Origin of the sequence: Cytobacillus sp. BC1816, from assembly GCF_051353635.1 — a bacterium.
GTDB classification, from domain to species: domain Bacteria; phylum Bacillota; class Bacilli; order Bacillales; family Cytobacillaceae; genus Cytobacillus; species Cytobacillus oceanisediminis_C.
Map to the genome: position 1 here is coordinate 1500430 of NZ_CP195611.1, position 13072 is coordinate 1513501.

The window sequence follows — 13072 nt, forward strand, 5'->3', positions numbered from 1 at the left end:
AGAAAAAGGAGGGAGGCAGTATTTTCCCAGAATGATAAAATGAATAAAAAGAGGGGGATTTTTAAAAGATGCCTTTCGTCAATCCAATAGGAAAATAGCAAGTAAATTATATGAAAATGGGTATTTTGAAGTGTAACTTTCTTTGTATTTAATTGTGAATTGTGGCTGGAAGAATGGTTACAGGGAAAATGACTCTTTCTTCGGAATTCGTCTTAATTAATACAATAGAATCAGGACATTTAGAAAAAATAGGATAAATGAACAAAATTTGGATTCTTGGCCTGCATGAAATTTCTTTTGACTATTTTACATAAATATTGGAAAAGTGTTTCTTTTCTATTTTTCATTCGTCTAATAATACGCGAGGGGGCGCCGCAATGGAGAGAATATCGGCTGAAGCTTTTGAAGATATATACAGCGAATACAGCGATCGAATTTATGGATACATATTTCTTCTCGTGAATGATAAGGAAGTCGCCGAAGATTTGACACAGGACACCTTTATTAAAGCTTATAAATATATGAGCCAATTTAATGGGGAGTCCCAGATCTTTACATGGCTGGTCCGAATATCAAGAAATGTAGCCATTGATTATCTGCGTAAAAAAAACAGATTCAAATTTTTCTCAATTGAAAAATTCCAGCTCCAATCAGATGAAGAGACCCCAACCGAGATTATGATTAAGGGTGAAAAAGTTACACTCTTATATGAAGCAATCCGACATTTGAAATTAAGCTATCAAGAAGTGCTGATTTTGAGAAAAATAAAGGAGTTTTCCATCAAGGAAACGGCAGAAATCTTGAATTGGAACGAAAACAAAGTTAAAATCACCACTTCCAGGGCACTCGCAGCACTAAAAAAAGAATTGCAGAAAAGGGGGGAAATCCATGAAGAGCTCATTCGGATTCGATAATTCTTTTCGTGAATTAGACCGTATTCCGCGATCGCAAAAGCAAAAGCAGGATAGCCTGCAAAAAATATGGAGTGGCATAGAGGATAGGCCAAAAAGAAAGAAAAATATTTTCCCTGAATTTTTATCTGCCGCCGCAGTAATGGCTGCTTGTATTATGTTCGCTTTCATTATTTTTTCTGAGGGTTCAACGACAAGAGGCAGCAGCAGTGCAGATATGCTTGGGGATAGTTTTATCAGTCAAACAGCTATTGCTCTATCAGAAACTGAGAATTCCTTCTCTGCTGATGGAACGTATTCTGCTGAAACCGCGACTGTAAAAGATGAAAAGTGGGAAAACACGGCAAGAACTGCCATAAATTCAGCAATGCCTGCCGAGGCCGTCATCGACTCAAAACCATTATATGATATCCAATTTATTATGAAAGGCAAAGACCCTGTAAAGGTGAAGGTCTGGAACGAGCGTGGTGAGGTATATTTCAAGTCAATGGACAGTGAGATAATGTATGCAGTTCCCTCTGAAGAAGGTGCCATATTCATTGAGTATTTGGAAGCCATTGCGCAAAGCATTCAAAAAACTCCTTAATTCAGACTCCTTTTTAGGGGTCTTTTTTTTATTAGGCGTAAAGTCCTGGAGATTTACAAATTACGAGAATTTTTTCAAAATAATGTTTTATCCCCAAATAACAGGGTAGTACTATCTTAGTTGATTATTAATTTATTTGCTGGCCAGTATTTTTCCTTGCGCAGGGGTTAGGCACAAGCTTAAAGCAGAAGATTAAATATTATTTAGGGGGAGCATTATGAAAAAGGGATTAATCTTTATCATTTCCGCCATCCTGCTTATTGGTACCTTGGCAGGCTGTTCAGGTGGGGAAAGTGTTCAGGCAGAAAAAACGAAGGATGGAAAAGTAATTGTTGATTTTTGGAGCTTCTGGGGTTCAGAAACGAGGCGTCCGATCATTGAAAAAATCATAGAGGATTTTAACAATTCACAGGATAAAGTTTTTGTAAAGCATACATATTTGCCCTGGGGAGATATTTGGACCAAGAACCTGGCATCCGTTGCAGCGGGAAACCCGGCGGATGTTATTATAAACGATATCAATTCAGTCGCCCAGCGAGCTGAAAATGCCCAATCGGAAGATCTGAGCAAGTATATCGATGAATCCTTCAAAGATCAATTTTATCCTCATTTATGGGAAACTGTAATGTACGGGGACAAACCTTATGCAGTTCCATTCAATACAGATACAAGATTGCTATTTTACAATAAAGATGCTTTTAAAGAAGCTGGACTTGATCCGGAAAAGCCGCCAGCAACATGGGCGGAGCTTGAGGAGTACGCCGCAAAGCTTGATATAAAGGATGGAGACCGCTATGAGAGAGTTGGCTTTTATCCGCTATGGGGCAGCATTGGTGCTGCTAGCTGGATGACAAGCGCTGACGGCGGAAAAGGATTCATTCAAGATGGAGAACTTTACATCAATACACCTAAAAAGCAGGAAGCGCTTCGATGGCTGCTGGGATGGAAAGAGCGTCTTGGTGAGAAGACAGTTCAATCTTTTGAAGCTGAATTTGGCAGTGAGCAGTCAAATCCATTCATTGCAGGCAAAGTGGCAATGTGGGTTGATATCGGTACTTTTTATACACAGATTCGTGACTATGGAGAGGATATGAACTTTGGGGTAGCCCCTATTCCTGCATATGAAAAAGGTTCGGGGAATTGGAGCGATGGAGGCGGTTTCGTAGCTGAAATACCGAAAGGAGCCAAACATCCTGAGGAAGCTATGAAATTTATCAAGTATTTAACTGGCCAGGAGGCACAAAAATACTGGGCTATGAAAAACTATGATAATGTTGCAAACAAAGAAGCTGCAGAAGCAGTTGTTAATGATCTTAAGGGTGATGATAAGTACGTATATGAAGCTTCGGTGAAAAACCTGGATCAAACGCAATTGTTTCCGGTTCCAGTAAAGTATCCTGATTACCAGAGCCGCATAAATCCGCATATTGACAGTGTACTGCTTGGAAAAACGAAGCCGGAAAAAGGACTGGCGGAAGCAGAGAAAGATGTTGAAAAACTAAAGAGAAAATAGAACAAAGAGAGAAGGGGGCCTCCTTCTCTCTTTAAAAATAAATAAAAGAAGGTGTATGGGTTGAAATCATATGATACAACGATTGCGCGCCGGGGAGCGGGACTTGCGGGAAAAAAAGAAAAGACATCACGCAGACGGATGTCCCGCCAAACAAGAGAAAATATCTTTGGCTATCTATTCATCAGCCCGTGGATTATTGGTTTCCTTGGACTGACATTTGGTCCGCTATTATTTTCCTTATTTGCCAGTTTTACAGATTATAATATTACTTCAAGAATGAATTTTATCGGCCTTGATAATTTTAAACGCATGTTTACAATCGATGATCTTTTTAAAACGTCTTTATGGAATACCCTTTATTACGTTTTATTCTCTGTCCCGCTGACTACTGCAGGGGCGATTTTTCTATCGGTTCTTTTAAATCAGAAAGTAAGAGGCATGAAATTCTTCCGCACACTTTATTATCTGCCTGCTATCCTCTCGGGTGTTGCGGTTTACTTTTTGTGGATGCAGCTGCTAAGTCCTTCGACAGGACTGGTAAATACGTTTCTTGCATGGATTGGGATTGAAGGGCCAGCCTGGCTGTTTGATCCTGAATGGACGAAACCGGCTTTGATTTTGATGAAAATGTGGAGTGTCGGCGGCGGGATGCTGCTTTACCTTGCAAGTCTGCAGGGAGTTTCAGCTTCACTGTATGAAGCAGCCGATCTTGATGGGGCAGGTGTTATGAAGAAATTCTTTTATATCACACTGCCAATGATTTCACCAATCATTTTCTTCGATGTGCTGACTAGTACCATAGGTGCCTTTCAGATCTTTCAAGAAGCATATGTCATGACAGAAAACGGAAGCGGGGGACCAGGAAATTCACTCCTATTCTACAATCTGCATATGTGGAATAACGCGTTTGAAGTGTTTGACATGGGCTATGCATCTGCAATGGCCTGGCTTCTGTTTATTGTCGTTATGGTACTGACAATCATTAATATGAAACTCGGCAAAAAATGGGTTCATTATGAGGGGGGGGATAATAAATGAGAACTGCCGCAGCACCTAAGTTTTATGAGACAAAAAAATTCAAAGATAAATTAAAGCAGACGATTATTTTTACCGTTTTATTAGCAGGAAGTGTACTGTTATTATCTCCGCTGTGGTGGATGATTTCGACATCATTGAAATCTCCTGCTGAGATTGCCCAATATCCGCCTACCTTTGTGCCAAAAGAATTCCATTTTTCCAATTATGTTGAAGCCTGGAAAACAGCGCCGTTTACCCGCTGGGCAATGAATACGTTTTTTATTGCCTTTTGCGGAATGGCTGGAAGTGTTCTTGTCAATTCGCTAGTTGCTTATGCGTTTGCAAAAATCCGTTTTAAAGGAAGAAATGCTTTGTTTATAGTTGTGTTATCAACCATGCTGATTCCGGGGTTTGTCACGATGGTGCCTCAGTACATTTTATTTTCGAAGCTCGGCTGGGTAAATACGTACCTGCCGCTGATTGTTCCAGCTTTTTTGGGGAGTGCCTTTTTCATCTTCCTATTGCGCCAGTTTATGATGACCATTCCTAATGAACTAATAGAGGCGGCAGTACTTGACGGCGCGAATCATCTGCAGATCTGGTGGCATGTCATGCTGCCGCTGACGAAGCCAGCTCTTATTACAGTGGCCATTTTTTCATTTAATGGGGCATGGAATGATCTTCTCGGACCATTATTGTATATAAATGATGAAAGTCTGTACACACTGCAAATCGGGCTTCAGACCTTCAAGGGAACAGTTCAGACACAATGGCATTACCTGATGGCCATGTCAGTCATGGTTCTCCTGCCAGTTGTACTGCTATTTTTCTTCTTCCAGAAGCACTTCATAGAAGGTTCAAATATCACATCAGGCACAAAGGGATAACAAAACCGGCTAAGCATCTGCTTAGCCGGTTTTATAAATGCCCGGCTCCAGGCGCGATTTGCTTATACATGTCGAAGGTAAGCATAAGCGTTCCGCTTTTCTTTTATTGAATAGGGCAATATGTTCTCCATTCCCCGCTAACACATACTTTATGGCGGGGTACATAACAGTCAATGATAACCGAATCTGGATTAAGTCCACTTTCTTTCAGCTGGGAAGAAACTGAAACTTCAGGCTCAGTATTTGCGGATGAGCAAGGGTATCCGCCGCGCCATTCATATTTTGTACAGTAGTAGCATAACTCGCCAGCTGCAGTGATTTTATCGGAAGTGACAGCATTGCTTACTGCTGCTTCTTCAATCAAATGCATTTTCTTCATTTCTACCTCTGTCAAATATTCAGTAAAGGTGCTGTCTTTTGAGATATCTATTTTGGTTTCTTCATCAGATTTCAGGTCTTTTACATAAAAAGCCTGATCTTCAATAAGTCTGCTGTAATCAACAAGCCGGACCTTTAATCCTTTTCCGTCGGACTCATACGAAAACGATAGAAGGGAAGAGAAATTTACAAGTGCTTTTTCATTTAAGAAAACATGCTTTTCATTGTAATCAATTTCATATTGAACTGTCCAGCCATATTGTTTTCCTTTTTCATCAATAAGAGCTTTTGGCTGGCTGCGTGCATCTTTTAAAATGGAGGATTTAAATTCCTTAAATTCATCAGCCATCATCACGGCTTTTATGAAATCTTTTTCAGTCAATTCAGCAGAAAAGCTTTTGGGCTGTGCAGAAACATTGCCTGAGAAGACTAGTAAAATAGTCAATAACAAGAAAATATACTTTTTCATCACATACCTCCTAAAAGTAGTGTCCAATATAAGATTAACTTATATTTCCAAAATTAGGAATGGTGCGAAGTGATTATATTTATCTGGTATTTTTTAACTAACCTGTATTTTAAAAAGCTCTGCGGTAATAGACCATAAAGCCATTTAATTAATCTATATTATAGAAGCTTTTCGTATTTTCATATACCTGGTTAAGAGCGCTGTTGAAAGATATTTCTTTTATTTCAGCCAGGGTGCTGATAGAATGTGCCATCATGGCAGGATGGGTTGGCTTGTTTTTAAAAGGTCCCTCAAATGCCCATGGCCCATCTGTTTCAGCCATCATTTTATCCAGTGGATAATCCCGGATAAGATTCTGTATTTCTTTTTCGTATACAATATCTGGGGTAAAAGAGATGGAATAATCATTGGAAATAAGCCTGCTGACAGCGGAAATGTCACCTTTAAACCAGTGAAAATGAGCTTTTTTAATCGAATGTTTTTCCAATAAATCACAGACAACCGGTGTATCTTCATAAACAGCGTGGAGGGCGATGGGCTTATCCCACCTTTTAGCAAGCTTAATAAATTCTTCGAGGAGTTCAATATATCCATCAAGCTTTATGTCCTCTTCAGACCTTAAATAGTATGGAAGCCCAACCTCCCCAACAGCAGCCATCTGGTCTTTGTGAGCGTTTATCCAACTGAAAAGATCTGAAATATCGTTATCACTGGGTAAACCTTGTTCAGGGTGAAAACCAAAGGCTGGTTTAACAAAAGGATAAATCTCTGCAAGAGCAAGATTCCTTTTACAGGATTCTAAATCGCATGAAACTGTAACAAGCGAAAGCTGGAACGGCAGCTCATGAAACATTTTCTTTAATTCTTCATTGCTGTACTTATCAAGATGAATATGGGCATCAATATACTTATCCATTGCTGTTGCCTCCTATTGATTCTTCAGCGCATGATGAATGTTTCTTTTGCAGGCGAGGAAATTTTCATCGAGAAAAAGCTCCTCCATTCTTGGCCTGTTAAAGGGTACATTATATTCTTGAATTACTTTAGCAGGTTTGCTGCTCAGTATTAAAATTCGATCAGAGAGGTAAATAGCTTCTTCTATATTGTGAGTTACAAACAGAATCGTCGGTTTATGCTCACTCCAAATATCGAGCAGCCATTTTTGCATTTCAAGGCGGGTAAGCTCATCCAATGCTGAAAAAGGTTCATCCAGTAAAATGATTGGCTGAGGGCTCAATAGTGCCCGGATAAAGGCTGCCCTTTGCTTCATGCCCCCTGATAATTCATGAGGATAAGCATTTTCATAGTCGCCGAGGCCTGCTTTTTGAAGCATTTTTCTGGCGGTTTCAGAGTCGGTTTCTCCTTTTAGTTCCTGGCCAAGCAGAACGTTTTGGAGAATGGTTCTCCATGGCAAAAGGGAAGGTGTCTGAGGCATATAGCTGATTGAACCGCGTTTTCCGTCAATCTTCTCACCACCAAGTATTATGCTGCCTTCGTCAGGCAGGAGCATGCCGCCAATCAGATTAAAAATAGTGCTCTTTCCGCTCCCTGATGGACCTAAAATCGAAACAAACTCCCCAACATTTACATGGAAACTCAAATTATTTAAAACCTGATTTGTATCAAAAATTTTTGTTAAATGTTCAACAGATAATTGTATCATTTCCTGGCACTCTCCCGGGACTTCCATTTAATAAGCAAACGTTCAACCAGTAATATGCCTCCAAAAAACAGCAAGCTTAACAGCATAATCGCAAAAATGGCAACGAAAACACGGTCTGTCCGAAATGAAGAAGAGGCCAAAGTCATATAAACTCCTATTCCAGCTTTAGCTCCGAGCCATTCGGATATTACAGCCCCCATCACACTATAGGTTGCGGAGATTTTTAGCCCTGAAAATAAAGAAGGAAGGGAATAGGGAAGCTCCAGCTTCCAAAACAGCTGTCCTTTGCTGGCCCCTGCCATCAGCATATAATGCTTAAATTCATCAGGGGTTTGACGAAAGCCATCTAATGCTGCAACAGTAATGGGGAAGAAGCAAACCAGTGTGATGACAATCAGCTTTGGAAGCAGGCCGAAACCAAACCAAACAACCAGCAAAGGGGCCAGAACAATTATAGGCACATTTTGTGAAAGTATAAGGAGAGGGTAAACCGACTCCCTTATAAAAGGCAATAAATGCAGTGTAACAGCTGTGAGTAATCCTATGCCGGTGCCAATGGCAAATCCTAATAAAGAAAGCATGACTGTCGATTGAAGATGAAAACGGAAGCCCTCCCAGCCCGAAATCGCTTCCTGAACAATATCTGTCGGCGGGGGCAGGAGCCATGCAGGGACTTCTGCCAGATTTACCGCCAATTCCCAAGCAATGAATAAAAGGAGGAGAACCGAAGCCGGCCTCCATCCTTTTCTTAACACATTTATCATGGGCGGTATTTCTCCGTTAAATCACTCATTTCAATACCGTCCGGCTGATATAGAATCTTAACCTGTGAGATTACATTTCGGCTTCCTTTTTCAATCATTTTTTTGTTCATATCGGCAATGATTTTCAATAAATGTTCTAAATCGCCTTCCATTGTTGTTTCGAGGGGGTGTACTTCGTACTTGACACCGGATTGCTGAATAATACTAATTGCTTCATCGACGTAAGGGATAACATCTTCCCCATCTTTTGTTTTTGGAATGATTTGAATGCTTACAAGTGCGTTTGCCATATTTCTAGACTCTCCTTATTCCGGCAGGAAGTCGTTTGTAAATGCTTTGCCGGCATCTAATTCTTTATCTAAAAGACCATTTTCATGCATCCAGTCTGCATAGTTTTCCCAGACCGCAAGCTTTTGTTCACCCCATCTGGAAGCATCATCCTGATATCGGGAGGATAGCCATTCCTGGCTTTTTTTGACCAGTTCGCTGTCCAGGTCAGGAGCATTCTTGATTAAAATATCTGATGCTTGGCCAGGCTGTTCGATTGCAAATTCATAACCTCTGGATACAGCTTTAACAAAAGCTTTTACGGTATCCGGGTTATCTGCAATCATTTTTTCACTGGTTGCCAGGACAGGCGTGTAGTAATCCAGTTTTTCTGAGTAGTCGGTAAGGTAGACCATATTAATCTTTTCCCCCCGAAGCTCTGCTTCTACACCTGTCCATCCGTAATAAATCCATGCGAAGTCTATATCTCTTTTAACAGCTGTAAAGAAGTCCGCATCCCCCATGTTAACAATGGAGACCTTATCAACATCAGCATTTTCTTTTTTCATTAGGGAGTCTATTACCGATTTTTCCACAGGAGCTCCCCAGCCGCCATAGGTTTTTCCTTCAAAATCCTTTGGCGATTTAATGTTTTTTTCAGCAGGGGATGCAAAACCGGAAGTATTATGCTGAATAACAGCTGCTATCGATACAAGCGGAACACCCTGTACACGTGCTTCCGTGATGCTTTCCTGATAGCTGACACCAAAATCCGCCTTGCCTGATGCAGTCAATTGATCTGCACCTGCTTCACCTGGCATTATAATTTCAACATCAAGTCCTTCTTCTTTAAAATAGCCTTTGTCCTTTGCGACATATAAGCCAGTGTGATTGGTATTGGGCGTCCAATCCAGTACAACAGTAACTTTTTTCAATTCTTGTTTGCTGTCTGTATCTTCATTTCCAGTCTGAGCATCCTGGCCATTGCCGGCACATCCTGAAAGAATAAGCAGCGCAGTGATAGCTGCAATCCATTTCTTCATAATGAAACCTCCTATAAGCTTTTATGTAACAAGGAAAGTCAATGATAGTTTGCCCTGAAAAAATAAAAACGCCCCGGCATAAACCGGGACGCATATAAAAAACATGAAGTATGTTTAAGAATATGTTCCCTACGCCGGTATTAGCCAGATCAGGTTCAAAGGGTCATCATCATAAGGATGAAGTCTCAACCGGCATACCGGTTCCCCTACATTTCTTGCTATTTAATTTTTACAGGCATGAATACTTTCCATCATTATTATAGCAAATAATATCAAAAACGACAGCATATGATATTTATTTCATTTCATTTCAATAGTCCGACCGTCTTTCCATGTTTTGAATTTCTCAAGTTCACCTGTAATTTGGCTTACGGCGAAGCCAAGGACTGCTGCATCATCCAAGATCCCCATCCCAATTAAAAAGTCTGGAACAAGGTCGATAGGGGACACAAAGTATAGGATGGAAGCAATAATAAAGATGATCGATTTTTTTGAGATGTGCCGGTAATCGCCTTTTGACCAAGCCTTAACTAAATCGGTCAGAAGCTGAAACTTTTCCCATATATCACTTAATGAAGATTTGTTTTTATCTGCTTTAAGTGTCGCCTTTCTTAGCAGTCCTTTTGTTTTTTCAGGGTCGTTTGCATACCGTTTGGCCCTGGAAGAAAATCTTTTATATCCGTCCTTATAATCTGTCGTTTCTATTTTAGGCATAGCTATCACTCCTATATTGATAATTCGCATAAAAGGTTATAATCTAGTATTTACCGCATATCTAACATGACATAAACATTTCACTTGGAGAAATAAATGGAAGTCCTATTTAACCTGTGACAAAACCTTATTGGGAGCTGATATCTTTGCTTGAGCAATGGCTGAAGGAATCAAATTATACAGTAATATTAACTGGAGCAGGAATGTCGACGGAAAGCGGACTGCCTGATTTCAGGTCTGCCAATAATGGATTATGGAGTGTGAAAGATCCTGGAAAAATAGCCAGTACAGACGCACTAAATGAAAATGTGAACGAGTTTATAGAATTTTATCGGCACAGGGTAATCGGGCTAAAGGAGTGCAATCCCCATGAAGGACACTATATTCTAGCAGATTGGGAAAAGAGAGATATTATTAAGAGCATTATAACCCAGAATGTGGATGGTTTTCATGGACTGGCTGGGAGCAAGAATCTATTAGAGCTCCATGGGAATTTGCAGACACTCCATTGCCAGAAATGTAAAAAAGAGTTCCCGAGCGAGGGGTATTTGCATGGACAATTCCAATGTAGTTGCGGTGGTGTACTCCGTCCTTCAGTAGTCCTTTTTGGGGAAATGCTACCTGAGGGAGCTTTAGATTTCGCAGCAGATGAAACAGAAAAGGCAGAACTTTTTATTGTTCTGGGATCATCCTTGACTGTAACACCGGCAAATCAATTTCCGCTCATAGCCAAACAAAACGGAGCAAAACTAGTGATTATTAATATGGAACCTACAGATTTCGATATCTATGCTGATGATGTGATCCATAATCGCAAAATTGGTGAAGTGCTGGAAGAACTTGATAAAGCACTTAAATAGTGAAAAAACGAGAATTCATAAAAATAGCTCTCATGCTATGATTTTTTTAGCCAATCCACTATAATGGACAATGAACATGATTATTACTGCCTCAAGCGATATGATAAATAAGGAGTGTTCAGCATGTTATCAAACATCGGTATTCCAGGTTTAATTCTCATCCTGGTTCTGGCTCTTATTATTTTTGGTCCTAAGAAACTTCCTGAAATAGGGAGAGCTTTCGGAGAGACCTTAAAGGAATTTAAGAAATCTACCCGTGAACTCACAAAAGATGATGACGATGATAAAAGGAAATAACCGATTCAATAGGTTTAGAACCGGCTTTGCAGACAAATTAGTCTCGAAGCCGGTTTTTTTATTTTCTGGCTTCTGAAGCGATTGAGTGGGTATATAAAATAGTGAATGAAAAAAATGTTGACTAACATGTATATACAAGATAGAATGAAAGCGTAAACAGTTCATGTATATACAAGTTGGTTTGCGTCAATAGATAGATGTATTAAGGGCGAGAACAATAAATAAGAACCTTATAACTGTTTTTTTCTTTAATATGAAAACGGTAACAGGAGGAGAGCGAAGAATGGCTACAAATAAAGAGTCAGCAGAGCAAATTGTAGAAGCTATAGGGGGAAAGGATAATATCGCAGCGGCTACTCATTGTGTAACACGGCTGCGTTTTGCCTTAAAAGATGAACGAAAAGTCAATAAAGAAAAGCTCGAAAATATAGATATTGTGAAAGGTTCTTTTTCCACAAATAGACAATACCAGGTTGTCATTGGACAAGGCCTCGTTGATAAAGTGTATAAAGAAATGACAGAAGCAACAGGAATTGGCGAATCGTCAAAAGAAGATACAAAAAGTGCTGCTGCTGAAAACTTAAATCCATTGCAGCGCGGCATTAAAACTCTTGCAGATATATTTATTCCAATCCTCCCAGCTATTGTAACAGCTGGTTTGCTGATGGGGATCAACAACATTATGACAGCACCGGATATTTTCTTCGATGATAAGTCATTTGTTGAAGTTTATACAAACTGGGCTGATCTGGCTGGCATCATTAACCTGATAGCCAATACTGCTTTCGTATTCCTTCCCGGTTTGATTGGATGGAGTGCTGTGAACCGGTTTGGCGGAAGTCCACTTCTTGGTATTGTGCTAGGTTTGATGCTAGTGCACCCGGATCTTTTAAATGCGTGGGGCTATGGTTCAGCAGGAGAAGTTCCGAAGTGGAATTTATTCGGTCTTGAAATTGAAAAGGTGGGTTACCAGGGACAGGTATTGCCTGTATTATTTGCTTCATACGTATTGGCTAAGATAGAAGTATTTCTGCGAAAAAGAATTCCTGATGCTTTTCAGCTTCTGACTGTCGCGCCGATTGCATTACTGATCACTGGATTTCTTTCTTTTATTGCCATTGGACCGATTACATTCACGATCGGCAGCTGGATTACAAATGGGGTTGTAGGAATCTTTGATGCTGTTCCAGCCCTTGGAGGCTTGATTTACGGAGGATTATATGCTCCTCTCGTTATCACTGGTATGCATCATACCTTCCTGGCAGTTGACCTGCAGTTAATTGGGAGCATTGGCGGCACGTTTTTATGGCCGATGGTTGCACTGTCTAATATTGCACAGGGTTCCGCGGCTTTTGCCATGATGCTGTTAAGCAAAGGGAACGAAAAGCTGAAAGGGCTTGCACTTACTTCTTCAGTATCAGCGTGGCTTGGAGTAACCGAACCGGCTATGTTTGGGGTAAATCTTCGCTTTAAGTACCCGTTCTTTGCAGCGATTATTGGGTCAGCAATTGCAGGAATCTTCATCACTATTAATGGAGTTAAGGCACCGTCGATAGGAGTAGGAGGCTTGCCTGCATTCTTCTCCATCTTTGCGGAAAACTGGGGTGCTTTCTTTATCGGAATGGGTATTGCACTTGTCGTACCTTTTGTATTGACTTTAGCTTTCTCGAAATTTAAAAAAGCAGAATAGAAAGATTGATGCC

15 protein-coding genes and 1 riboswitch are annotated in these 13072 nt (G+C 40.3%); of the genes, 8 read left to right on the forward strand and 7 right to left on the reverse strand.

Annotated features, from left to right (window positions below):
* Positions 1-377 precede the first annotated feature (377 nt).
* The 5 genes from ACR42H_RS07940 (at position 378) to ACR42H_RS07960 (ending at position 4914) form a co-directional block, all read left to right on the forward strand.
* A complete protein-coding gene (locus ACR42H_RS07940; protein WP_019381590.1) occupies positions 378-914 on the forward strand; it encodes an RNA polymerase sigma factor in 537 nt (178 codons plus the stop codon).
* A complete protein-coding gene (locus ACR42H_RS07945; protein WP_436375434.1) occupies positions 889-1497 on the forward strand; it encodes a hypothetical protein in 609 nt (202 codons plus the stop codon). The genes ACR42H_RS07940 and ACR42H_RS07945 overlap by 26 nt, the downstream gene beginning before the upstream one ends.
* Positions 1498-1714: 217 nt before the next feature.
* Positions 1715-3010 (forward strand): ABC transporter substrate-binding protein, encoded by a 1296-nt coding sequence (locus tag ACR42H_RS07950; protein WP_436375436.1) that lies wholly within the window; start codon positions 1715-1717, stop codon positions 3008-3010.
* 51 nt (positions 3011-3061) lie between these two features.
* Complete coding sequence (locus ACR42H_RS07955) at positions 3062-4048, forward strand: carbohydrate ABC transporter permease (RefSeq protein WP_436375438.1); 987 nt, start codon at positions 3062-3064, stop codon at positions 4046-4048.
* On the forward strand, positions 4045-4914 hold the full coding sequence (locus ACR42H_RS07960; protein ID WP_436375440.1) for a carbohydrate ABC transporter permease: 870 nt from the start codon (positions 4045-4047) through the stop codon (positions 4912-4914). The genes ACR42H_RS07955 and ACR42H_RS07960 overlap by 4 nt, the downstream gene beginning before the upstream one ends.
* A gap of 103 nt (positions 4915-5017) precedes the next feature.
* On the opposite strand, the gene ACR42H_RS07965 is transcribed toward ACR42H_RS07960, so the two are convergent.
* From ACR42H_RS07965 to ACR42H_RS07995, 7 genes are all read right to left on the reverse strand, one after another.
* On the reverse strand, positions 5018-5761 hold the full coding sequence (locus ACR42H_RS07965; RefSeq protein ID WP_113883270.1) for a hypothetical protein: 744 nt from the start codon (positions 5759-5761) through the stop codon (positions 5018-5020).
* 148 nt (positions 5762-5909) lie between these two features.
* The gene (locus ACR42H_RS07970) at positions 5910-6677 is read right to left on the reverse strand and encodes a TatD family hydrolase (protein ID WP_436375442.1); all 768 of its coding nucleotides are present in this window, start codon (positions 6675-6677) and stop codon (positions 5910-5912) included.
* 12 nt (positions 6678-6689) lie between these two features.
* Entirely contained in the window at positions 6690-7424 is a 735-nt protein-coding gene (locus tag ACR42H_RS07975) for an ABC transporter ATP-binding protein (RefSeq protein ID WP_436375444.1), read from the reverse strand.
* Positions 7421-8188 (reverse strand): ABC transporter permease, encoded by a 768-nt coding sequence (locus ACR42H_RS07980; RefSeq protein WP_436375446.1) that lies wholly within the window; start codon positions 8186-8188, stop codon positions 7421-7423. Before ACR42H_RS07980 ends, ACR42H_RS07975 begins: the two co-directional genes overlap by 4 nt.
* Positions 8185-8478 carry a thiamine-binding protein gene (locus tag ACR42H_RS07985; protein WP_436375448.1) on the reverse strand — a complete coding sequence of 98 codons (294 nt, stop codon included), beginning with the start codon at positions 8476-8478 and terminating at the stop codon, positions 8185-8187. The genes ACR42H_RS07980 and ACR42H_RS07985 overlap by 4 nt, the downstream gene beginning before the upstream one ends.
* 15 nt (positions 8479-8493) lie before the next feature.
* Positions 8494-9498 carry an ABC transporter substrate-binding protein gene (locus ACR42H_RS07990; RefSeq protein WP_436375450.1) on the reverse strand — a complete coding sequence of 335 codons (1005 nt, stop codon included), beginning with the start codon at positions 9496-9498 and terminating at the stop codon, positions 8494-8496.
* 109 nt (positions 9499-9607) lie between these two features.
* Positions 9608-9716: riboswitch (TPP riboswitch) on the reverse strand.
* A gap of 82 nt (positions 9717-9798) precedes the next feature.
* Positions 9799-10212: a YkvA family protein gene (locus ACR42H_RS07995; RefSeq protein ID WP_113883264.1), complete on the reverse strand. Its 414-nt coding sequence runs from the start codon at positions 10210-10212 to the stop codon at positions 9799-9801.
* Positions 10213-10358: 146 nt separating this feature from the next.
* Between ACR42H_RS07995 and ACR42H_RS08000 the strand changes: the two genes are divergently transcribed.
* The 3 genes from ACR42H_RS08000 to treP all read left to right on the forward strand — a co-directional run bounded on the left by ACR42H_RS08000 (position 10359) and on the right by treP (position 13059).
* Entirely contained in the window at positions 10359-11072 is a 714-nt protein-coding gene (locus ACR42H_RS08000; protein ID WP_436376876.1) for an NAD-dependent deacylase, read from the forward strand.
* A 123-nt stretch (positions 11073-11195) separates the two neighbouring features.
* Entirely contained in the window at positions 11196-11369 is a 174-nt protein-coding gene (gene tatA / locus ACR42H_RS08005) for a twin-arginine translocase TatA/TatE family subunit (protein ID WP_113883262.1), read from the forward strand.
* A 283-nt stretch (positions 11370-11652) separates the two neighbouring features.
* Positions 11653-13059 (forward strand): PTS system trehalose-specific EIIBC component, encoded by a 1407-nt coding sequence (gene treP, locus ACR42H_RS08010; protein ID WP_436375453.1) that lies wholly within the window; start codon positions 11653-11655, stop codon positions 13057-13059.
* Positions 13060-13072 lie beyond the last annotated feature (13 nt).